We start from the raw sequence: 22,590 nt of genomic DNA on the forward strand, positions 1-22,590 counted from the left end.
TTGGCAGCCCCTGGCTGCAGCGCAGTTGATAAGGGTTATCTCGCGCCAGGGAAGCCGAGCAGAGGCCAGGTCATGACATCCGCAAGCAGGTCTTCGTATTCAGACTGTGCCGCCCGGCCAAGAGCTATCTGCAGCTTGATTAGGTTGGTAGCCAAAGCCGTGAAACCGACCGCCTCGGTGCAACTGTTTTCGCTATTACGCGCCGCGGATAAAATGTCAAAGGAGTGGTTAAACTCGGGCAGCTGGGCAGCATCATTGATGGCGTCGTAGATCAAAGCCAACCGCGATATGGACTCAAAGGCCAGTTCAGGGAATGCATCCGGAGCTGAGCCCATCTTGCGGCTAAAAAATGGTGCAATGACGGAACCTGCCTGGCAGGACAGGTCACTAGAGATTTTCTCGATGCATTCCAGCATTGAATTCAGAAACTCCTGGGAATACCCGGCTCCCTGATCACCCAGATTCAGCAATACGTCGTTCTTAATTTGTTCCTCAATGGCCATCAGGATCAGTTGATACGAGGCGTGCACTGCTCGTACACAAGCCGTCAATGGCTGGTGAGGAATGAGCTCCTGGTGCCAGGTGGCCAGGGGATGGGATTTCAGTTCCGCATCATCTGCATCGGAGTAGGAGTAAGTTACGAGCGGCCGGCCATCGAGGTATATGATGTTATGCACGATTACTACAAAGCCGTTCTTCGTAAGCCACAGGGAACCGGCTCTTACCCTCGAATTAAACTGGACTGCGGTGTTTGTTAATGTGTCTATTGCGGTCATTTTTGCCTCTCAAAATTAGTGAATGGTAAGGTTGCGATGGTGCAGTTCGCTGGAATCGATCAAGTATCGGTGTCGGTATAGCTCACTGGCCTGTTGGTTCAACGGCACCAATACCCACTCCACGTCTGAATGGCAGATGATGGAGAAGCAGTGATCGTTGATGATGAAAATGTCACCGGGGAAGTGCCGGCATTTAGAAAGGAAATCATCACGCTGAGCCAACGTCAGTGGCTTGCACTCTGCATAGTTGAGGATTTTTTCCCGCTCGCTAACCTGCACCGGCAGGTCTATGGTGGTGGCGATTGCTTTGCTGAAGTCCATAGGGTCCCCCCCCCATTGTTTTTGATCAGTTGGTGACAGGATAAATTGCTTTTTAGCAATGCAAGGGGGGGGAGCACACCGGGCGGCAAGCACCTAGACAGCTTCATATCGAGAGGGATAGAGCACCGGACCTATTGGGCCGGTACCTGGGATTGTGTGCTGGATGGGAGTGGGAAACCAAATTCATCCTGCCGGTGGTTCTAGGCGGGCAGGGAATGCAATCTTCGGGTTATAAGGACTTCAGTAACAGTCCACGGAGAAAGTCCTGCTGTGAAATAGAGCAGGCTTTGAACCCGCGAAACACACCATTATCGACCAGGATTTCGTCATAACGGCCAATGGTATCTCGATAAATAAGACGACGCTTTCCAATACCGCCGACCAACTCATCAACCGTGCGCACTACCTGTTCGGCAGTATTCGTGATTGTTGCGCCGCGGTCTAAGTCCAGAAGGATCAGCATGGTCTCGTCCTTGTGCACAATTTCAAAAACGGGTGTTGGCAAATCGTCTGCTCCCTATATCTCTGTTGAGCCAACCCAGGTCTCGCCAAGGTAAGCATCCGCCCCCCGGAGCCGCTCCAGAGGGATATCTAGAGCACACAGGTTTTCATGTGTCCAACCCTCTGCTGGAGGGGTGTATTCAAAGATGACTACTGTGTTGTCGAACAAGTCGACGATCTGCAGCAGACAGTGAATTAATGAGGGGGCTAAAATCACGCTTTCACCAGGTAAAACATCAGTGATGAACTTCATGGGTAATCCGATTTTTGTAATTGAGATATAGGATGAGTATTACCCAGCTGCAGATTGCTAGCAGGTGAATTAATGACTGATAGCTTGTTGATAGGTTGGCCAAGTCACCGAAGAATGTGCTGATCGAGAGCGCCGTCGTGACCAGCATAAAGCATGCAATGCACGCTGTTACATTGTGCCTGCAATACGACACAATGATGCACACCACCAGCCAGAAGGAAACAAAAGGATCCATACTGGATTCAACTATGCCAAATTCCATCCTACTCTCCTTGATTAACGCCGTTCTTCTACAAGAACAGCGTTAATGGTGTTGTACGGCATGGCCATTTTGATCAACCCGGCCCTTTCCATATAATTCACCAATTCGTCACCGATAAGGTGCTGTACTTTCTTATGATAAGGTTTTGGGGGGGCGGACAGATACCACCCCATCCCCCGGTTTGCCAGTTCCCACCCGGCACGAAGAAGCTCAATGATGTCACGCACTTCCATATCTGTTCTCCAGCTCACTTGTCTAAGTTGATCGCTGTCAAAAGCTTGTTCACCCGAACCATGTCCTCGGCGCTATGAGTAGGCCCGCTGTGGTACAAACGACCACACTCTTGGCATTCGAAGAGAAACCCTCCAGCCAGCGGTTCGATGATGAAAGACACTTCAGAATGGCACTCGCAACTCAGATGTAAACCATCAATGTCGACCGTGGTTTGAACCGATTCATAATGGTCGACACTCGGTGCAAGGTAGTGCTTTGCCGTTTCAGTAGTCATTTAAATCAGCCCCAGGCGCTCGAGCTCTGCACGGAGGTCAGGGGCGAGGCTGTCAGGCTTAAAGGTCCTCCAACCCCCGCAAGATACTTCGTGAACTTGCCGCTGAGTTCCTGTTTCTGTGATCCAGATTTGTCCATGTTCCTTAGCAGCATTCATTGCTGCCTCACGGGTCCGGTGGCTTTTAACGTCTCGGTCTCTGCCTACGCGGAGACTATAAAACGGAGCGTTTTTGGTGGCCATTCAGATACCACCTTCTTCGACTGCCGGGCGATTTGTCGGATCAAGCCAAGCCAGAGCATCCTTCTCGCATGCTTCGCGAGACTCACTGAACCCGGCCAGTTCCATGACCCGGCCATACTCGGCTGCCAGGTATTCATAGGCGTCGGCTAGGTCTGTCAGGAGCTGGGCTGCGTCGACATTTCCTGAATGGAACAGACCCTTTGCTTGCATTCTGACTTTGGGGATTCCTTTGATGTTCATCGTGTTCTCTCTTTCGCTGGGGTCGGTAATATTTCAATGAGTTGAATGTACCATTATGCCGAGTGACGCAACTCTATGTGCTCCCCCGGCTTGGTAAATCTAGGAATGACAGATCGCACTCACGAATGCGGATCAGCTGTCGTGATTATGCAGGGGGGTAGGGAGATCCAAGAATGGGTGGCCATCCTGCTGGTGGACCTTCCCTAGGTCTCTCGGTTGGTGAGTCACCGGCGGCTATGTTAGGAACTCGACGAGTTGTGGGCCGCTGATGATAGTGACATGGGACCCTTTTATCGCGTGCCAAGCTGATTTCGGGGTTCTCCCTGTATGAATGAACAGGCCTTTGCATTCCTGTTGCCGGCATTGCTCGGCAAATGCTCTAACATGGTCTGTGCTGATGAATTTCTTGTAGCGTTTTGCCTGGATGAGTACCAATTCACCGCCTATAACCGCCTTTCCATCAATCCCTCCATCTCGCGAGTAGCTTTTGTTTCGAATGATCGTCAATCCTTGCAGTTCCAATGCGCTCAAAATGAGCTCCTCAAATGTGTATGGGTCGATCTTGCGGAGGTAGGCTATCCGGGCCTGCCACGTCGGTATTCCCCGAATTTTTGCCAGCACCGAACCAGATTGTTCGATCCGAACCTCATGTCTTCCTTTTCTACCCCTAGGCCTGCGGGCCGGGTTTAAAATTACGAGCATAGCTAGCAACACAACTGCAACCAGAATCGGCCAGGTCTGCAGGTGAAGAAGAAGAGATGAAAGCGGCTCAGTGAATGAGGTGGAGGATGGAAGCACAATCATGGTAACGCCCTTGGTGGGTGGTTGATGAAAGGCAGGGAAAGCTCCCAGACAATCACCGTGTGTGAGAAGAAGAAGGCGGGGCCTTTGGCCCCGCTGTTAGTTTCGGATCGCGCTATTCGCCGGCGTCCAGGATTTGGTAGATACCGATGGCGGCAAACTCTTGCTCTAATTGTTCTAGTTGCCGAAGGGCATCCGAGTTGTCCCCTGCATGTTGATGATCAAGGCACGTAGAAATGCGGTCCCAGACAAACAACACCTCTTTCATGCTGAGGGATGATTCGTGGCTGTCAGTAAGCAACTCCAATGCTTGCGATGTCTCCAGACTGCTTACCCGGGATAGGATCGCAACGACTTGGGATCTGGTCATAGGCACCTCCATTAAAGATGCTTTTTGAAGAACCTTACAGCCAACCAGAGGGATACAGAGGATAGCACTGCGCTCGGTACCAATATCCAGTTGGGGTGGATTGTGAATGGAATGGCCAAGTACAGCCCCCACCCACACCACATGCACGGTAAAATCATACGCTTGGCATAGTGGTGCCTTAACCCAGACTCCCGGGCCCCTCCGTATTTGCGTAGATCCCGGAGCATCAACCCATCAAAAAAGGCCACAAACATGAATAGCCCATACAGTGGCAACGAAAACAGCAAGATCACCGCTCGGATTAGGCAGACGATAGAGATGTAGATGGCAGCGAGCAGGTATTGTTCGAAAACTTTCATCGACGCAGACCAAGTGGTGAGCCATCTATACCTCGCAGGGTCTAGAACGTCTGGCCCCATAGGGGAACCCGTTACGGCCTGCGTGATGTAATGGATTGCTTCAGTCGGTGTCCAACCAAACAGCGCTGCATTAACGAAGTCTGCATTCAGATAACCCGCCTCGTCGATCACCATTTTGAGGGCGTGCTGGGCGCCTTGCTCAGGCCAGAACCATATCATGCCGCACCATTCAATAATGACGCCGGTGACGGTGGCCCCTACAACCATTCCGATGGAAATGATGACAAACGAGAGGATGTCGATCCGTTCATTCGGTGTGGCCATCAGGCAACCCTCGCAGCCAGTTCATCGGGGAGGCCAGCTGCAGTTTGACCAAAGGGGTTATTGGCCGCGGTTGGCCTGTCTATGCTCTTCCAGGATCTCAAGTTGTTGTACCAGCTATCCGAGGTCTGGTAGTTCGATTCCATCAATGCGCAGATCTCTTCCACGTCTTTCGGGATCGGTATGTTGTCTTTCCTGTCGTCCATCAGCGGGAAACGAAGCTTGTAGAGCTTGGCGCCATCGAGTAGTGCGAAGGCCTGACCTTTGGGCAGGCGAATAATGTCGGAGGGCTGCAGTAGTGGGACCTGGCGTGTGCCGATGGTGTCCGAGTTGTTCGACTCGAAGTGAATGGTACTGGTCACGTCGGAGTTATCACGTGCAGAGCTCATTGCACCCAACTCGCTTATCGTGACCTCTGGTAACTGGTTGGTAAGAAGCTCAGCTGTTTCTATGGTCTTGACGCGCAGCATGATGATCGCATTGAAGTTTGACAACATTTGCTGGGCTTTGGCGGCGTTGCCAAGTTTGGCCTCTAGGTCGAAAACTGACTGGGTGTAGGCTGTGAACCTAACCCCAGAGCCACCGGACTTGTTGAGGATCGGGATGGCGAAGTCTGTCGCCAACTCATTGAACTCGTCACAGTGGAGGTACACCTTCGGCAACACACCATTTTTGGCGTCCACAAGCCCTTTTTCCATCCCGTATTTATACAGATAGCCACAGGTAGAGAGCAGGTCGGACAGCATGGAGCCGCCAATGGCTTCTGCTACGGTCTTATCTGTCATGGCATCCAGACCGATATAGACCACTGCCTTTTGCCGCATAATGGTCATCCAGTCGATGATGGGTCGGGAGTCTTTGGCGTCGTATGTTGGGGCCACCAGCTCCACCAGCCGGCCGGATGTAACTTTCTCCACGAACGGCAGCAAGGATGCAGTCAGCTTGTCAAAGTAGGTCTTGTCGTACTGAATTGCGGATAGCAGGGCCAGCAGCACAGGATCAAAGATACGCTTCCCCTTGATGTAGGCTTCCAGGGCTGCTGTTCGCTTGGTCCGGCCTTGCATGTGCCGGGGAGGAGCCTTCATGTTCAACTCGATAGTGCTCACGTCCTCTCGCCAGCGAGTAATCCGGTGCTTCTCGAAGTAATACTCGCTGTAGTCGTTGAAAAGCGGCTCCATGTCAGCAATGTCGCCTTGGATCTGCACGTAACTTGGTCGACTACCCATTGCAACCCGGGCTTGTGCAACGATGTTCACGAATCGCCAAGAGAACTCCGCAAATGCAGCACTGTTTCCCTCACTGGCGAGTTGGCTGGTGGCCCGAGTGGCTACTTCCGAAATCCTGGCGAATGAGCCCACGGCGTTATAGCGGCAGCTTATGTCGGGGAATCCTAAGTGGAAGATGTAGAACGGGCGGTTGTGCCTCTTGGCCTCCGTATAGAGACGTTTTAGGATGCCGGCGTCTGATTTGGGGTCCATGAAGACAGTGCAGCCATCGCCGCGGGCAATATCGGATGCGACGTATATCTCGGCGGCTCGGGTTTTCCCCACTCGAGTTGTGCCAATGACGATTTTGTGCGCTACCCGTTCCCCTAAATCTTCGTAGACATCCCTTTCATGAGGCTCAACAGCATGCATGATCGGCGATCCCCCAACGGGGGGGAGGGGGCGTACCGGATTCCAAGGACTGTCCTTGCGAAGCGCTTTGGCGATGGACTCAGCCAAAAAACCTTTACCCTCCAAGGTAATCTCCGTCTGGCGGGCCAGCTTACTTATATTGCTGGGCTCCAGGTACTTCATCGCCTTGATGGATTGCGCCTCAATCATCCGTTGTGTGTGAATGGGCTTCCACTCAAAGCCGCGGCCGATCCAGTTGAGACGTTGTGAACAGGGAACGTCCTGGGGCTTCATCTCGTAGTAACTAAGGCGCGTAAGGTTGCGATGGTACTTGCTGACGGTCCATCCGTCGTGAAACCTGCTGAGGGCCCCGGCCGCCAATATGCCGCCACAGGCATAGCTGACTGAGGGCGTCATCATGAGAGTGTGAGGCGCCCACATGCACAGCGCAGCGCCCCCTGACATGATCGCAGAGCTATAGAGCTCAACAGGCGGGCGTAGCAGGGATTCGATTTCAAATTTTGCAGTCATGGATGCATTCCATAAATGAGATATTGGGGGGGGGATCTCGCCGGTGAGCAAGGTTCACCGGCGTGGCGGTGGCAGATGGGAGGATGGCCATCACGGACTAGCTACTGAAAAAAACCAGACTTGGTGATCATGATCGGGTAGCCAGGGGCGCCTAGCTGATCGGCCAGAGCATCAGCATTCATTGGCCAGAGTTGCATGGGAGCTACCAGCTTTTGCATGTACTCCCACTCGGTTTGATTCCTTACCTTCGTCAACACTCCGGACGAACCGTACTGCTCCAACACCTTTCTATTTGCCTGGAACCATCTAATGCTGTACTCGTCTGTGCCTATGACGAACAGTGGCTGGGGGAGGTCCGGTAGCTCCTTGATCATCTGGGTACCGGGAAGAACTACCTGCTTGATGAGTTTAGGTTCAATAGGGAAGATCCTTGGCAGTGCTGCAGATGTGGGCTTGAAATTCTCCATAGCAGTTTTGAGGTTGGCCTTGATCTGAACCAGTGAATCCGGCTTCTTCAAGTCAGAGTAAAACTGATCATCAACCCAGTTCTTGATAGGGAAGGCATTCTCATTCTGGTAGATCACAATCCCTGGTGATGGCACATCTGCATGTGCACAGCCAGCGATCGTCGCCAGCATGATCCCCACAGCTGTCATTGCATGGTTTGTTTCACATATTGCCATTGTTTATACACCGACTTGCGATAGGCTGCGGCTTTCGCTACATCCGTTGGATTATGATACTGGCCGGTTGCTTGCCACCAGTTTCGGGATTTCTGGTAATGCTCTGATAGGTAGTCAGCAGCCGCGTTGAGGTTCGTCCATGGGTCAGTAGCCGCCCAAAGGTCTCCACCAAACCTCCCGGAGTGCCAACGCCAATTCACCTGGGCAATGCCGATGTCTACGGACCGGTGTCCCTGGTCAATTAGTCGCTTGCAAAACTGATAAAGCGCAACGCGGGTTTTGAACCTATACCCTTTCCCCTTGAAGTTGGCCGTCCATGGCCAAGGCACGATCCGCCCCTTGTTTGTCGGCAACTTACTTTCGGCCAACGAGATTGAATACAGAAGATCTGCCGGCACACGCTTAATCATGGCTACTTCATAGTAGGCTGGTGGTATCGGTGCTACTTGGTGCTTTGTACCCTTAACCTGCTTAGTTGCAGGGCGGCCTCGAACATCGGTTGAGGCGCTTCCTTGTGAGGGGCTGGCAAAGGTAAGTATGGCCAGAATAACTGCAGCACTGATCGCCCCTGTCCTCATGGCTTCAACTCAACCGTGTTGTTTAGTTGGACACGATATGCCACAGGTAACCCAGGTGCAGGTTTAAGGCGAGCATAGTATCCGCTGTCATAGTTCACGGTCGCTTTACCATCAGCCAGCATCTGAGTTGAGATCCCGATACCACGAGAGAAGGACAACAGATTTTCATCGGAGCTGGCATTGATGACGAACAGATCGAGGCGGTTGAGCTTGCTCGATCGGGTGGCGAGATTCTTGATGAACGCAGAGCATCTGACATCGCAGTTTGCAGCGTCAGCATAGGCAACGGTTCTAGTGTCCTTGATCGGGACCGCTACACTGTTGTTGCTTAAGCCAGCGGCCTTAGAGCTGTCAACCCCAGATTCAGCATTGCGCTTGGCCCAAGTTCTTCTCTCCGAATCAGACATCCAAACCGGGTGGTTCGGGATCAGCGTCTTGATGTATTGATTAACAGCCTCGTCAAACTTAACCTCCCTTGCCAGGCGGGCGCGTTCCATTTCGACCGAAAGCTTGGCATATCGGGTGCGATCAAAATCTGTCTTAGCGTTGATACCCATGACCATGAGTGGTGTGAGTTCTGGCTTATTCGCGTAGTAGGCGGCATTCGGTCCGGTGGACATCAACTCCTTGTACTCCATCCATTCTGATTGCTTCATCCCCCAGGCCTTGGATTGCCGCAGATCCTCTTTCGTCCACAGCAGATACGACGGCACGTCGTTAACGGCCTGTATAGTGTCGCGCTGTGTTGCTGATTGGCCAATGGTGGTGAGATTGGTATTTACTCCTGAGCGCAGCTCTACAGCTTGTGCAGATATGCCGAGCGTGCCAGCGACAATGGCTGATAAGATTGCACGTTTAAATTTCATCGTAAGTTCCTCAGTGGTAGAAGGCAACGCGAGCCATCCCGGCCGTAAATGAAGATTGAACCGTCAGAGTAGTAGGGCCTCGATGAGTCAATGTAAAGCGAACTGAGGCCGGCAATGTCTTGTGATGAGCATGCAGGGACGGTAGCCACTTTCTTCGGTTCACGCTCTGTCCCTCCGAAGCTTTTGGCTAGCGAATTGGAAAAGTTTTGGATGGTGCTACACCCACTAAGCAACAAGACTGTTGCAGAAAGTAAAATCCATCTAGGCATCAGTAGCCTCCGCTGGCCACGACAGTGAGAACCTTGTCCCCCTGGATGAATACAGCCTGCCTTGATTGACGGTCGGCGCTCTCCAAGCGCCACACTCCAATTTCATCACCAACTTGAAGTCGCTTAACGTCGTCGCCATTCATCATGGTGACAAGCAGGATACCGCCCCAATCATCAACATCGAAGAGCGTGTGACCATCAATGACTTTGACTAGCTGTGGTTTCCTAGCTGGTTGAATCTTCGTTTCATACTGGTGTGACTCTGCCGCGCGTGCTGTTTGAGGAATGGTCTGTGTGCCGGCATTCTTTAGCTTATTGATAGCTGCCTGAGATGCCTCCTGACTAACCCTCAATGTATCAACAGACTCCTGAATGTTGTCGACAAGTTGGCGAGTCTGCCTGGCCCATGTCAAACTAAGGTCTGTGTCCGTCGACAGTTTTTCGGTAGATGATTTTAGCGAACTCAGCTCTGAGTTAAGAGCTGACAAATCTGCTGACTGTTGCTGAACATGCCGCGAAATTTCACCTACAGCTGCATCTATTTCAGAGGTCCTGTTTACGGTGTTCGATTCGATCTTATCCATCCTTGCGACCATCTCAGTACGCAGATCATTGAAAGTCTGTTGAGTATTTTGATTTTTTGGGAGAGATAGAAATGTGTAGCTGGCTAAGCCAAAGCTGAAAACACCAAGAGCTAAACTGACATAGGCAGCAGCAATGGTTCTTCCCCCAATAGGGTCAGCATCATATCTCTCATGTCTGTATCCATGGTCATGATCCTGAGCCGGTTCGATCACGTGTTCATGTTCCGAGCTGGGATTGGGTACCGGCTGCTTTTTCTTTCTCATTCGACTGAGTATATTGCCCGATGATTTTTGCCTATCGCTAGACTCGGCATGGATAGACTCTAGCGGTGGTCCGAAGGTCTCATCCTGTATCTGTAATTTTGTGTCATCAGTCGCGAGTGGATCATCTTGGGTTATCTCTGGAAGAAATGCGTCACAATCGGTTCCACTCTCACTACGCTGGGGTTGAGTTTGTTGAGGGTGCTCGGTAACAGAATTTTTTTCATCACTGGTCGTTTGTTCCGTATTCTCTACCACTCCACCAACAAGCCAACCTGCACTTGAGTCTTCCCCCATGAGTTCTCTGGCAACATCCATCGGGTCGATCTCTGTAACAGCTTCGATAGCACCTGCCGAATCTAAGCCAGCGTCATATTGGTGATTGTTATTTTCATGAACCTGGTTGTTGCCAACTAACGAGTCACGTTCCGGAGTGTTGGCCGGAGTGGAAGAAACACCAAATGAAGAGAGAAGGCTGTCTGTCTCACTGCTCTTACTTTTGAGGAACTCGCTATCTTTCTTCATTTCTGTGCACCGCCATCTTCATTTGTAGAAGGATCTGAATCATGCAGTAATGGAACAAATGTGACCACGCGATGTACGGGGTCTACAAGCAGCAAAAAGGCATCGCCAGCAAGTGTCTTTAGTGCGGATTGGACAGTGACATATGAGAATTTTCTTTGAACGCTTGGCAATGGTAGTGTGAGCATCACCTTCGTGCTTTCAGGCAGATTAGACATCTCAGCCAGCGTGTACCCGGTCTGCTGAATCGTGTAATTGATCGCTTGCCCTACAGTCTCAACGGTGGGAGGAAATGAAAAGCTCACAACGGTAAGAAGCGGATTAGATTGGCGTACTTCCGGAGTGGTGTTGATAGTGGTGTAACGCGAAATTGCATACCGATCTTCTGGTGTAGCTGCGGTGGCACCCTGCGCAATCATCATCCAGATTGTCGCAACTGTCAGCGCACTTTTTACTGTCTGCATCTCAATGCGTCCATGGTTGATTTTAGTCGTCAATTTTACCATGACGAGAAACCGGAAAATGGGTGCAGTTTTGGCAGTGATTTTTTCTGCAATATGCTTTGTGAGACATATCGAACCTTGACTGCACGAACTGCGATATCCAGCAGAGTGAGCCATTGTGTGAGGTAGGATCTACGAAGAGGGAATAAATAATATAGGGAGGTGTGATGGTGCGACGGTATGACAGATAAAGTTAAGGCGCCATCAGGCGCCCTAATAATATTCGTGTATTTCTTGAAATTAAAAAGCCGGTTTCATTTCTTGGCAATTTGATTTGTTGTTGGGGAGGAATTTTCATTCCGGCCTCTGGCAGCCCCTGGGCCTTTCGTCGGGCCAGATTTACTCTGACTAACTGGCCGATCGTTTTTGCCGACGATCTGCGCGGCGTGGTTGATGTCATGTTCACCATGACGTTCCCAATGCTATCGGATCACTCCGGGCTGATCAAGGGAACTAATCGACCACCAATGAGCAAGGGGAATGGCGAAGGGAAGGGGGCAGGCTGCGCTGCCCTTAACCATTAAAGGGGGTGTGGGGGAAAATAGAGGGCCCAGCACCAAGGCGCTTGCGTATGCCTGTATATCCTCAGGGCGGATTGGGTTTCGATAGCCGCCGGCACTTGAATGCGGACCAAGCAACGCATGCCGAGTTATCATACTGTGTTGTTTTTTAATGTTTAAATTGATTTCTTTGCCTTGGCAGCGCTCTACCATTTAAGCAGCCAGGCGGGCTGGAATATACGAAAAATGGCCCCATATGGGGACAGGCGTCTTGCTGAGGTCAATCCGCATGGATCCAATGGGGGCCAACTTAAGAATCCAACACGTACTCGAGGAGGTTTGCCGGTCCGTGTTTCATAGGCCCTTTCATGAAATTGGTCGCTTGTATTGCGGAAACGCCGACCAACGGCTGGGAGAGGTAGTGCAATGAACGTGATCTGGATCATGTTATTTTTCAGATTCATGCGACCACTAGTAGTGTGGGCGGCATGCTGTCGTTGTGCCGCCTGTGAAAAAGGACCCGCAATAATTGCGGGTCTTTCCTATCTTCTCGTTCGCTTGGCGAACAGGCCGAGTTGAGAGTTTATATAGTCGAGCTGCGTTTGGGTTTCTATGGCCAGAGTGCACTCTGTTTCATCTAGCTTGAGATCAAACCCACTGTAATTCGATATCCTTCTGTTACTACCATCGACAATTTTCCATCTTAGGTAAATCCTATTGTAACTTCGATGTGGGATTATTCTTAATGGAAGAACATCTCGAATATTCAAATTAAGCTCATGGACGATATTTGAAATCTCGGCCTCTATATAGTCATCGCTCATCTGTTTCAGAGAGTTTAGACAGAGGCCATCTATCCCTTTCATCATGCCTCTTCGGCTATCGTTTCCTTCACGATTTCAGGTTCGATGTATGCGTCTGCTGGATTGCTCTTTCTTTCAGCTACGTTATGGATTTCAGGGGCGAATTCATGCCGGGTTTCACCACGCATGTGACCATTCGATGGCAAGATTCCAATCGACTCATAACGCTCTGCAGCGATGCGAGCTTTTTCGTTATTTGCTGACACATCATCTCGCGTGACAGGAGTGTGTCGATAGGATGCTGCGCGAGAAATGAGAGCCCTGCAGCCCCTCATAACGTCCCGAATGTAAGTAGTTCTTGCACTCGGGCTCAGCAGCGCGACATGACTTGCAAGCATGACAAGGCGAATGAAAGAATCAATTTCCAGGACTGCATAGAGGAATTGATAGTAGAGCTGACTACCACTACGAACCTGGTAGACGATTGGTTTCACGGAGAATGATTCAGAGGATGTGAAATTCTCTGGCACTCGGTCTTCCATGTAGCTAATCAGTGACTGCTTTTTGGTTTTTAACTCATCACGGAACTCTGTGATTGCTGTCCAGATTGAATCAAACCAGAAGTCTGCATAGGGGTTATCGAGTCGGATATCCCCTTCCAGAATCATCATGGATTGCGCCAACATGGTCAGATTGTGTGGGGTGAATTTCTTCTTCTGACCATTGTCGTCAGTACCATCTTGATCCGATTCACGCTTTACGCCGGAGAACAGCGCCGCTCCCTCATAGGTATGGATCTCGATCTTGATATGTGATCTGAGTCTACCCAGTTCGGTTACTCTGTTGTTCGGTGTGCTTGAGACCTCTTCATTACTGAGGGCTCCAAGAATTAGTTTGCTGCTCATTTCTTCTATTTCTCCGTTTGTTGATCAAATGATGATGTCGACAGCGTGGTATACCTGTGTTGCCATTTTTTTGATGCTGGGTGTGATAGTAATGTTGAGCCCCATGCCACTACATGCATTAGTACACCTCCTGACGTCGGCCTGGTTCCACTTTGAAATCCTACCCATAAGTACGCCTAGATGCTGGCCAGCATGCTTCAGTGAAATCTCCTCCCGCTCATCTCCTTGGTAAAATTCAACTATGAATCTGACGATCTGCGTGTAGAGATCAAAAGGGTCCATTACATCGAAATTTGGTTGGAATAGATTCAGCGTGTGGATCACGAGCCCTTCAAGACGGGGGTCTATTTTCGATGTGGGTCGACCTGGGGTGTTCTGTGTCCCCATCCATTGAATTGCCGAAATTGGTGAGCCCGTGATGATACCAATCTTCTTTCTGTGAATTTTCAGCATGGACAGAAGTTGCTGAGTTCGGATCACTTCGTTTAGCTGTTCCGAGGTCTCCCCAATGATCATGGCAATGTCAGGCGACAACCTTATGTGCTCCGGCAGTATCAAGGTAGCAAGAGAACCAAGCCTGCTGGGATTCATCCTGCAGTATTGGACTACTGACATGAGTTCATCCCTTTTCAGTAGGCATACATCAGCTAGGAAATCACAATTTGTGAAACTGCTGCTGATCAGGTGCAGCAGAAGGGCTCGGGGAAATTGAGCATCTGCGTCCACGTCTCGTGCAGGCATACCGCTTGCGATTGCATTGAACACGGGTCGTAGATCGATAGTCCCAAAGCACCCACTGGGGTCATCATGTATGTCATCCATCACACGACGTTTGAACTGAAGCGTTTTTATCCAAAATTCATTCTGGCAAAATTGCTCAAGCCCATACCCCGTTAGGTTGTGAGAAAATGGGGTCGCATATGAACGATGTAAGATGGCGTGCCTAATTATCTCTGCCAGGAGTGAGCCACAGCATGCGATCAATTTGTCCCGTTTATTCGACATCAAACTCTCCGCTGTTTAGTGCCACACTGATCGACATACGTCGTATCAACCGCATTAGTCTGCCACAAGCTGGGTGAATTGTGTTGTCGTTTGATTCGTCGATCATGGAGATGATTGCGGCGTTGGCCCAGGACGAACGAGATAGGTTGAATCGCAGATGAATTGATTCTGCCATCTCGTATTCATCGCGATATCCATTCCGGAGTGCCAACTTGTCCAGGCCGGCAGCCAGTGACTCGCTTCGTGATGATTGTGCGCCGAGCAGAAGTAGGGGAATTGCTCTGATCATTTGCATCCTGCTGGATACGCTACGCAGATCAACACAGAAGCCACCATGGGTTAGTGTTGACAGTTTTATGCCATATGTTGAAGAAATGGACTCGGCGGTTAGGTAGATTGCGTGATCCAGAAATGAGAGATCTTGTTGTGCTTCAGAGATGTATTCTGGTGCCGTAGTGATCGCGATGTCTGGTTTGTTAGCGACCAGAAATGAAATGGCCTGGCCAACAGTGTAACCCTCGATGGGGCTCGTTGGATTGTTATCCCACTTATCTTGACCGTCGCAAATTTGCGAGAGAAGGGCGGCCACGTTTTTGATTTCCATGGCCGATGCTAACCGGAGCTTATCCGCACCAAACGTAACGATGCTGTTCCAGCTTGCTCTGTAGTCACGAATAAACCGCTTCGACGAGGCTATCACCTCTTCGTAACAACTAGGTGTATCAATTGGAATTTCAAGCTGCTCGTTGCCGTAGAGCTCTGCAATTGCTAACAGTCGCTCCCCGCCATCAAGCCTCCTAAGATCCAAGTCTTCTTCTAGCCCGTTCACAAATTATCCTCCCGCAATCACCACAAATTTTGTGTCTTTTTTTTTGCGATATCTATCTGATATCGCCGAGTGTTATGAATCTATTTGCATTGTTAAAGTCGAGGTCAAGCATCAACCCCTCTGTACCATGTGCTGTCAGTACCATCACGTGCATGTCAGCACGTTTTCTCATACCAACAATCTCAGCTGTGATCATTGTGCCCCCCAGGATAGAGCGCTCGAACATCAAAACCGATGCAAGGGCATGCTGAATTTTGGATACTGCCTCGCGTCTCGCTTTCGGATCCAGGTTCTTGTTTGCGCCATTTTGGTCCAGAAAGGTATAGAAGATACCTGGACTGACAAAGCAGAGTCGGCGTTCTGAAACGATGTGTACCACGCCAGCTCTAGTATTGACCGGGAGGGCCCCGGTCATGATCTGTGCACGTAGCCACTCAATAAACTGGTGTGCAGTATCAGCTCGACCAGAATTTGTTTTTTTGATAGAGATCGGCGCGGATTGTCGAGTCTCCTGGTGTGTATCCGGCGTCTCATTTCTTTGAACGAAGTTTTTGAAGTCGTCGCTTTTAGTCTTCACCGTCAAGGGGTACTCAACGTTGCCTGCTCCATCTTCGGCGGCTAGTTCATTGAAACTCAGATCACCGGTGAAAGTTGGTGGGACTTGCTCATTGCGCTGTTGAGGCTGTAGCTCCATGCTTTGACCGGGTTGGACCTGCTTGGCCTCAGGAGCGGTGGTGTTCTTCGGTACCGTTGGAGTAGAGGTGGCCTTCTGTTCCGAACGAACTTGTGATTGAGCTGGTTTAGAAACCTGCTTCATGTCGCTTGTTGATGAGCCAGCCTTGGACGGCTGAGCTTCTCCGGGGATCTGATGATGATATTGTTCATCAACAGATGGGCACAGAAGCCTGCCGGTGTAGACCGGTAGCTTTGCATCTGGGTCTAGCACCTTGCGCTTGACCAGCACTACCGCAAGAGGCTTTTGATTTGGCGCGAACATGAGCGAGTGCATTGCCTTCCCATTCACGTTAAGTATCAACATGCCGTTGTCACCCATAGTGTCGTAAATCAGGCTGGTGTTATCCGGCAGGAACTGGTTTTCGGTACCAAGCGCAGAGCGGATGCACTCTACGAAACGCGGGGCGACACAAGCAATGAAGTGCTGGGATACCCAATAGGGTGAATTTTTCTTGTTAGGCTCAAAGTCACGCAGTGACAATGTAATTCCCTTGATGGCCAGGGCATGAATTTGTGGCCTTTTTGCAAGAGAGCTATTCACAGAGGCTTGCGCAGCTGTGGCTACAGGGGCATCTTCCATGGCGTCTCCTGTTGATTGAGAGTCGCACTCAATCACGCACCGACCGATATTCCCCCCCAGCTCCATTGCTTTTCCACCGATCGTGGCAAGCCATTCATCGCGGATGAGTGATTTTTTCCAGATCCAACTTAGTGCTGCTTTTGGCATGATCTGGAATATGAGTGGAAGGCTCGCGACTTCGTGGACGCCGTGCTGGCGGCGGTCATTGTATCGATAGATGTACTTGGTTCCCGGCGCCATAGGGCCGAGGTGTGGCAACCAGGGTGTCATGCTTGAGCCCTTCATAACCACAACATCAACATCAGTGAGGAGCTTGCCAACATCGTGCAGCGCACCCGCTGATGTCATCGCGAAGATATATAAGGCCTGCCATTGAGAGATCTGTTCCTCTCCATCGGCTATGTATAAGAATCGACCTGCGATCCGGGCTGAGTACACAGCCACTTCGATGCTGTGCTCTAACAGACCACCAAGGTGAGCATGATGATGTCGTTCACTCGCGGGCAGGTGCTGGCACCAGGCCGCAAGATTTCGAAAGAGCTCCATGTAAATTTGATTGAACCGGGTCTCATCGAGTTGCGTGAACGCACTCAAGTTTTGCAGCAGGGGCATATGGCGTTTTAACAAGGCATCAGGGCTTTCTGCGACGAGGGCACCACCGCTTAGTGCATTTGCTTGTTGTGTTGGCTCTGCGTGTGATTTGTTATCGATTTGTCCGAATTGTTGCCTTGTTGACCACTTGAACCACCAATTACGCACGCCTGCCTCTCCTTCACTTCTTGTAGTATTTTCTTCCAAACACTGATCACTCTAGGGTCAGCCTCTGGCATCACTTTTCTCTGGACTTGTGTTGGGTACATTCGACCGATGAAAGAGTGAAGGGCTTCATCTTCAGGGTTCCAGCTTTCCCCCTGGCAGTAAAAGTGCAGCCTCCCTAATGAACAGCTTGCTATCGCCATATGGGCGGCGGCTTCCGGTGTTTTCTCGGTTTGTAGGCAATGGCTTGCCACCAGTAGCAACGGAAGTTCATTTTTGGGGGCCATAGAGCTGGGCGTTGCTGAGTCGAAAATTGCACAGTGGGCGGAGAAATCTCTGATCGCTGTGTATAGGACTCTCATCTCTGGCTCAAGAGCAAAGTTGAGTTTTTCCTTCCCGGTCAGAAATTCGTATAACTCACCCCAAGGGTTCACCGCTTTCTCTTTAACCAACACAACAACCCCCCTTTAAGTTTTGTGGCATTATCTAGCAACTGAGGACGAATAAACGGCTGTCAATTTAGAGGGGGTTTTTTATGGCGGGTGTTTGGATTGTAAAGGGGGGGACGCTTCAACCCATTCGGCGTCTCGAGAAGTCTATAATCTTGCATCCAGACAACCGCGATAGCCTTGAGACGCAGGAGCTTCTTGCAACGTTGCACCACAACAAGTATTGGCTGCTCTGTGGGTGTAAGAAACCGGACGCGAGGATGTTTGTGCGCCAGGTAGCAGAAGATAGGTACCTGATAGTTAATCACCATGAACATGGTCACCATGACCCACATTGCCCTCTGCGCACGTCTCTTGGGTTGGGAGGCACATCGGAGGATTCTGGCCCTGATGCCGGCGACAATACGACCGCGATGAAGCAGCCAGAGTATCGCTTGCTCTCTCCATACCGCAAGATAGACCTGCTTTCGTTGGATGGTGATGTCATTGATGATGCGGAATCACAGCGGAGTGCTGTTCTTGATGAATTGGGCATATCACCAGTTGATAATTCGGATAAACCAAAGCGAACTCATGCCGAGAACCCCGCACAGAAGGTAGACGTTCTCTACAAGCTCCTCTGGCAACTGATGGACGATTCGTTCTGCACCTATCGTCACCACCGGCAAAAGATCTCGATTAACTCTTTGCAGATGAAGATACGAGCGGCAGCGTATCCACTAAATCTCAAGGGATTTGGGTGCTTGCAGCAATTCACATTTGTTGGGGAGCAGGGTTTGGACATGCTTCTTGGCCAACTGAATCGTGCCCATAAACGCGACCCTAAGACCCGGCACCAATTCCTCTTCTTATCGGTGATCGCCGACTACACCCTGTTTAATGGAGCGGCATCTTGTGTTTTGCTCAATGGTTCTGCACTAATGTTGGGGCAGGCTAAGCGACCACCATTGTTGCTAAATGGTATGCAGTCAGGTGATGGCCCGTTCATGCTGGCTGTAACCTTCGGATACGATAAGCCAACCGATGAGGGCCCCTCAATCCTCCGTTGGGCGTTGCAACCACTCGCCAGTGCAGAGACACCGTTGCCTGTTGCCAGTTGGCCGGAGCGCCTTATCGTTATTGAGATGGCTCGCTGCCTGGACAATATTGATCCCAACATCAGCACACGTTACCAGCTATGGTTGCACAAGCCCGTTTTACCAATGGTCGATCGGATGACTGGAGTCTGGATCCAGCCTGCGATCACATTGATGGCCAAAGACTCTCGCGGTGAACGTTGCCGTGTTGCCTTCAGGCTCCAGGGGGAGGGTGATAATATCGAAGCCTACAAACGAACCTTTGAGCACGTCCATACCCTGGATCTGGATAGCCCCAGTACGTTGGCCAAGTCATGTCATGAGATGTTTGTCATCGGAAAGGGAGTGATGGACCTTCACTATCGTGCGCTCGACAAAGAACGAGTTGAGCAAGAAGCAATGGAAGAAGAGAAAAAGTTAACCTATAGAATGCAAAATAGGGAGCTTGAAATTCGTGAGGCGCTATCGTACCCAGATATACCCCCGATGCCGATGGACTCTCCAGAGTATGAGCCTATCCCCTATGATGAAGACTGGGAACGTAGGATTGCGGATCCGGACGACTGAGTGGCCGGCAACAAAGGAAAAAAAAACCACGCCTGAGCGTGGTTTTTTCGTTTTTTAACTTCGGGCCTTAATTCGAAGGATGCGTGAACGCTCAAAAGCGGCCGCATCTTCCCGGCAGATAAACCAGAAACGAATTGCAAAGGCTAAGCCGACGACTTCAAGTGCTAAAACAATGTTGATCCACATAATGAGATCCTTGGCCAAAAGGCCTGGTTGAGGTGGCCCAGATGGGCGGGTTGGAGGTTGGCAGCCGCGGTAAGCGGTACAGGCTGGTTATGCCATCGCCTGTCAGCTCACTCTCGGGAGAGAGTGGTTTGGGCTGTGCGCGTGCGAGGGCGCTCAGGCCAAACTTGACAGTCTAAGAACGACAAAACGCAGCCAGGGCTGCGTTTTGTGATTGAGGTGACTCCGATGCATTTCTGCGTGTGCTATGCGGATAAACCGAAGGAGAATGAGCACTTCGGGTAAATTATCCTATCAGCGGCCGTCATGCAACGGCAGTTATTTATTGCCCATGATGTTCGTGACCAATTTCTTGAGCATCCCGGGTTCTTGTTGCCCTTCCAGGGGAATGGGATGACCCTGTTCACTGTTTGGTGAGTGACGGCGGGACCGTTCTTGCCTATCACGCTCTGCCCGCTCCAGCGCGACACGATAAGTGATACTGCCGCGCATAAAGCCAATCAAGGCGTTGAAGCTGAGGCAAAATGCCTGGCACAGTCTGCGGCTTGTTTCATGCTTGTCTTTGGGTGAGCGATTGTGGGTCAGCAGCTCCATAAACTGCAGGTCACGGTCGCTGGGCCCATCTGGAATGATGATGCCTGTTGGAGGGGTGATGTCGAACACCTCCAGGATCGCTTTCTCTGGTGAGTAACTCATATCGAAGACAAGCTGACGTAGCCTTGTGATGTGCTGCCGTGCTCGTTCTGCTCGCCGGTCGGCCTCGATCATCTCTAGTTTGGTGGCACTCATACCCGGGGTGCATAAGGTGGTAGCGTTGATTGGCTTGATGTTGACCGCCAGATACCCTTTTTGTATGGCGCGGGCGCTGAACTCTACGATCATGCCGACTTCGGGGGGAGTCTCACCTAGCCAGTTTTGAGGGGTAATGAAGTAATCGGTGCCGGAGATGTCTGCGATAGTGCCGATGGGGCCCGTATCATTGATCACTGTACCGACGACAAAGCCGCGTAGAGGGCCAAATGCGATGCTCATGATTTACTACTGCTCCTGGTAAAGCCAGAGGCGCGAGATAAGCGGCTCATTGGCGGTTGTTTTTGCTTGCCGCGGAGGGCGTTTTTGGGTGATGTCGTAGTTTTTAAGAAGACCGATCTTCACTTTCTGAGCTCCGAGAATGAGAACCGGGGTCGATGCTACTTGCATACGGCGGCTGTCTCCGTCCACCAGCCAGGCTTGCGGATGGACTGGGTTGGGGCGCCGGATGACAAGGCGAGCATCATCGGAGAGGGCGGATAGCAGCACAATTTCATCCTCTAGCTGTGCAGACCATCCCGCTGGATCGATTACATGACGAGGGGGCGAGTCCTGTGATGCCCTGAGCGTACCGATGATCTGCTGTTTGGTCATTCTCTGCATGGTGTTTTTATGAGCCCAACAGAACGAGATTGACCGGGCCGTGTCGCCGGCGACGGTGATTTGTCGGTAAAACTGCAAAGTGATCAGCCCCTCGAACATGCCTTTGCTATGCAGAAATTCCCACCGAGTATTGGGCCCACCGATTATCGTGCTTGAGTTTGTCACCAGGTCTCGGAAGGTTCTTCGGTCAGCATTGATTGCCTCGATTATACCGGCGAGCTCCTCGCTGTGTCTGGAATGAATCTGTATAGCTCCCGGCAAGCGGTACACGAGGCGAGTGTTTTCACCAGCGTCAGCGTACAGATGGCCCCAGGCATGGTGAGCAGTATACAGAGCCTCGATCCCGTGAGCCGGAGTCACCGGGATCGAGGGCGTGTCGTAACGTGTCTCCTGCTTCGGGTCGTGTGGGGGGAGGGCAAAGGTGCTGCCTTGGATGAGCTCGCTGTCGTCTATGAAGTCGCGCAGCATTGCCAACAGCCGGTGTTGACGCTGCTCCAGGATGCGGAGTTGTGCAGCCAATTCGTATTTATTCATGGGGCACTCCATTGAAGGGCTCAAGCTGGTGCTATTATGACCAGCAGAGGATGATTTCTCAACCAACATTCCTGTACCCTGTATTCAATTCACGCGAGCCCTTCGGGCTGCGCACAAACTCTAGACTACTTTGATTTATACCTACCCCCGAGTGCTCGGTTAGACTTGGTTCCGACACTTCTGCCAGACCGCGCACGCGCGAAGAGAAAGGGGGAGAGAAAGAAGATAAAGAGAGAAAAAAGAGATTCTTACTGAGGCCTCGGGGTATATGAAGAGAACATCGGTTCAGCAGGTTGGAGTCTTGTATCATTTTAGGCTTTAGGAATGTTGGTTGAGATTTGTATTGTGGTCACATACCTCTACCGACTCTACCCTGTAGACTCCTCTGCCCTATGGCCACCAGCGTACGACATAAAAAAGCCCCGCACTGCGGGGCTCTCTCTTGAATGTCAGTCTATACGCTGCATTCACTGTTGATCAGACCTCATTGAGTGAGAGGTAAACCTTGAACACTGAGCCAGTTCAGCACCGCTTCGTGTAGATTCTGGTCTGACTCCATTTTCAGAACAGACTCGAGAATCACTCGAGCCAAGCAATCTCCATCACTCTTATCAGCATGATCGTACTCGAAGATGCATCCAAGCCGGGTGTAATCAACTAGCTCGGCAATCCAGGCTGAGGTTTTGCCACAAGCAGTGACCAGGGCATCCATTAAATTGCTTGCCCCCCCATCGTGTATGTGCGGAGAAGTCTTATACGATCCGAGATCGCTTAAGTGCAATTGCCAAGTGTTTGCCAACAGGTAGCCCATAGGGCACTGTTGCAAAGTTAGCGATGAGGCAGCCTTTTGTCTTATTCAAAGGCCTTACATTTCAAAAACTCTGCTTACC

25 protein-coding genes are annotated in these 22,590 nt (G+C 50.9%); 1 reads left to right on the top strand and 24 read right to left on the bottom strand.

The genetic code is table 11. From position 1 onward, the window contains the following. Window positions 1-35: 35 nt before the first annotated feature. The 21 genes from OKC28_RS17525 to OKC28_RS17625 all read right to left on the bottom strand — a co-directional run bounded on the left by OKC28_RS17525 (window position 36) and on the right by OKC28_RS17625 (window position 17,933). Window positions 36-776, bottom strand: coding sequence for a hypothetical protein (locus OKC28_RS17525; RefSeq protein WP_088813994.1), 741 nt, complete (start codon window positions 774-776; stop codon window positions 36-38). A gap of 15 nt (window positions 777-791) precedes the next feature. Next, on the bottom strand, window positions 792-1,097 hold the full coding sequence (locus tag OKC28_RS17530) for a hypothetical protein (protein ID WP_157669158.1): 306 nt from the start codon (window positions 1,095-1,097) through the stop codon (window positions 792-794). A 229-nt stretch (window positions 1,098-1,326) separates the two neighbouring features. After that, a complete protein-coding gene (locus OKC28_RS17535) occupies window positions 1,327-1,560 on the bottom strand; it encodes a hypothetical protein (protein ID WP_157669157.1) in 234 nt (77 codons plus the stop codon). Between the two features lie 54 nt (window positions 1,561-1,614). Continuing rightward, on the bottom strand, window positions 1,615-1,851 hold the full coding sequence (locus OKC28_RS17540; protein ID WP_088813990.1) for a hypothetical protein: 237 nt from the start codon (window positions 1,849-1,851) through the stop codon (window positions 1,615-1,617). 276 nt (window positions 1,852-2,127) lie between these two features. After that, window positions 2,128-2,346: a hypothetical protein gene (locus OKC28_RS17545; RefSeq protein ID WP_088813987.1), complete on the bottom strand. Its 219-nt coding sequence runs from the start codon at window positions 2,344-2,346 to the stop codon at window positions 2,128-2,130. Window positions 2,347-2,360: 14 nt separating this feature from the next. Continuing rightward, window positions 2,361-2,621 (bottom strand): hypothetical protein, encoded by a 261-nt coding sequence (locus OKC28_RS17550; RefSeq protein WP_088813986.1) that lies wholly within the window; start codon window positions 2,619-2,621, stop codon window positions 2,361-2,363. Between the two features lie 240 nt (window positions 2,622-2,861). Beyond that, entirely contained in the window at window positions 2,862-3,101 is a 240-nt protein-coding gene (locus OKC28_RS17555) for a hypothetical protein (protein ID WP_088813983.1), read from the bottom strand. 234 nt (window positions 3,102-3,335) lie between these two features. Further along, the gene (locus OKC28_RS17560; RefSeq protein ID WP_088813981.1) at window positions 3,336-3,905 is read right to left on the bottom strand and encodes a restriction endonuclease; all 570 of its coding nucleotides are present in this window, start codon (window positions 3,903-3,905) and stop codon (window positions 3,336-3,338) included. 112 nt (window positions 3,906-4,017) lie between these two features. Then, the gene (locus tag OKC28_RS17565; protein ID WP_157669156.1) at window positions 4,018-4,272 is read right to left on the bottom strand and encodes a hypothetical protein; all 255 of its coding nucleotides are present in this window, start codon (window positions 4,270-4,272) and stop codon (window positions 4,018-4,020) included. An 11-nt stretch (window positions 4,273-4,283) separates the two neighbouring features. Further along, window positions 4,284-4,955, bottom strand: coding sequence for a DUF4400 domain-containing protein (locus tag OKC28_RS17570; RefSeq protein ID WP_088813979.1), 672 nt, complete (start codon window positions 4,953-4,955; stop codon window positions 4,284-4,286). Then, window positions 4,955-7,099, bottom strand: coding sequence for a type IV conjugative transfer system coupling protein TraD (gene traD / locus OKC28_RS17575; RefSeq protein WP_088813978.1), 2,145 nt, complete (start codon window positions 7,097-7,099; stop codon window positions 4,955-4,957). The genes OKC28_RS17570 and traD overlap by 1 nt, the downstream gene beginning before the upstream one ends. Before the next feature lie 101 nt (window positions 7,100-7,200). After that, complete coding sequence (locus OKC28_RS17580; protein WP_157669155.1) at window positions 7,201-7,737, bottom strand: PFL_4695 family integrating conjugative element protein; 537 nt, start codon at window positions 7,735-7,737, stop codon at window positions 7,201-7,203. A 14-nt stretch (window positions 7,738-7,751) separates the two neighbouring features. Continuing rightward, complete coding sequence (locus tag OKC28_RS17585) at window positions 7,752-8,192, bottom strand: transglycosylase SLT domain-containing protein (protein WP_157669154.1); 441 nt, start codon at window positions 8,190-8,192, stop codon at window positions 7,752-7,754. Window positions 8,193-8,356: 164 nt separating this feature from the next. Next, entirely contained in the window at window positions 8,357-9,226 is an 870-nt protein-coding gene (locus OKC28_RS17590; protein WP_088813975.1) for a hypothetical protein, read from the bottom strand. A gap of 268 nt (window positions 9,227-9,494) precedes the next feature. After that, a complete protein-coding gene (locus tag OKC28_RS17595) occupies window positions 9,495-10,865 on the bottom strand; it encodes a hypothetical protein (protein ID WP_088813974.1) in 1,371 nt (456 codons plus the stop codon). Beyond that, complete coding sequence (pilL2, locus tag OKC28_RS17600; RefSeq protein WP_157669153.1) at window positions 10,862-11,368, bottom strand: PFGI-1 class ICE element type IV pilus protein PilL2; 507 nt, start codon at window positions 11,366-11,368, stop codon at window positions 10,862-10,864. The genes OKC28_RS17595 and pilL2 overlap by 4 nt, the downstream gene beginning before the upstream one ends. Window positions 11,369-12,730: 1,362 nt before the next feature. Beyond that, window positions 12,731-13,573 (bottom strand): PFL_4669 family integrating conjugative element protein, encoded by an 843-nt coding sequence (locus tag OKC28_RS17605; RefSeq protein WP_088813971.1) that lies wholly within the window; start codon window positions 13,571-13,573, stop codon window positions 12,731-12,733. Between the two features lie 24 nt (window positions 13,574-13,597). Beyond that, on the bottom strand, window positions 13,598-14,188 hold the full coding sequence (locus OKC28_RS17610) for a hypothetical protein (RefSeq protein ID WP_157669151.1): 591 nt from the start codon (window positions 14,186-14,188) through the stop codon (window positions 13,598-13,600). A gap of 379 nt (window positions 14,189-14,567) precedes the next feature. Next, a complete protein-coding gene (locus OKC28_RS17615; protein ID WP_270690607.1) occupies window positions 14,568-15,407 on the bottom strand; it encodes a hypothetical protein in 840 nt (279 codons plus the stop codon). 52 nt (window positions 15,408-15,459) lie between these two features. Continuing rightward, window positions 15,460-17,481 (bottom strand): TraI domain-containing protein, encoded by a 2,022-nt coding sequence (locus OKC28_RS17620; protein WP_157669150.1) that lies wholly within the window; start codon window positions 17,479-17,481, stop codon window positions 15,460-15,462. Continuing rightward, window positions 17,385-17,933 carry a hypothetical protein gene (locus tag OKC28_RS17625; protein ID WP_157669149.1) on the bottom strand — a complete coding sequence of 183 codons (549 nt, stop codon included), beginning with the start codon at window positions 17,931-17,933 and terminating at the stop codon, window positions 17,385-17,387. Before OKC28_RS17625 ends, OKC28_RS17620 begins: the two co-directional genes overlap by 97 nt. 254 nt (window positions 17,934-18,187) lie before the next feature. Here OKC28_RS17625 and OKC28_RS17630 point away from each other — a divergent pair, with 254 nt between their 5' ends. Continuing rightward, a complete protein-coding gene (locus OKC28_RS17630) occupies window positions 18,188-19,570 on the top strand; it encodes a hypothetical protein (RefSeq protein ID WP_171277327.1) in 1,383 nt (460 codons plus the stop codon). A 54-nt stretch (window positions 19,571-19,624) separates the two neighbouring features. Here OKC28_RS17630 and OKC28_RS17635 read toward each other — a convergent pair whose 3' ends face one another. The 3 genes from OKC28_RS17635 to OKC28_RS17645 form a co-directional block, all read right to left on the bottom strand. Then, window positions 19,625-19,756 carry a hypothetical protein gene (locus tag OKC28_RS17635; RefSeq protein WP_269768568.1) on the bottom strand — a complete coding sequence of 44 codons (132 nt, stop codon included), beginning with the start codon at window positions 19,754-19,756 and terminating at the stop codon, window positions 19,625-19,627. Between the two features lie 315 nt (window positions 19,757-20,071). Further along, window positions 20,072-20,785: a hypothetical protein gene (locus OKC28_RS17640; protein ID WP_088813965.1), complete on the bottom strand. Its 714-nt coding sequence runs from the start codon at window positions 20,783-20,785 to the stop codon at window positions 20,072-20,074. 6 nt (window positions 20,786-20,791) lie between these two features. Beyond that, window positions 20,792-21,700, bottom strand: a complete 909-nt coding sequence (locus tag OKC28_RS17645) for a DNA replication terminus site-binding protein (protein ID WP_157669147.1) — start codon at window positions 21,698-21,700, stop codon at window positions 20,792-20,794. Window positions 21,701-22,590: the final 890 nt, after the last annotated feature.

The sequence above is a fragment of the Aeromonas sp. D3 genome (assembly GCF_027705025.1).
GTDB lineage: Bacteria > Pseudomonadota > Gammaproteobacteria > Enterobacterales > Aeromonadaceae > Aeromonas > Aeromonas salmonicida.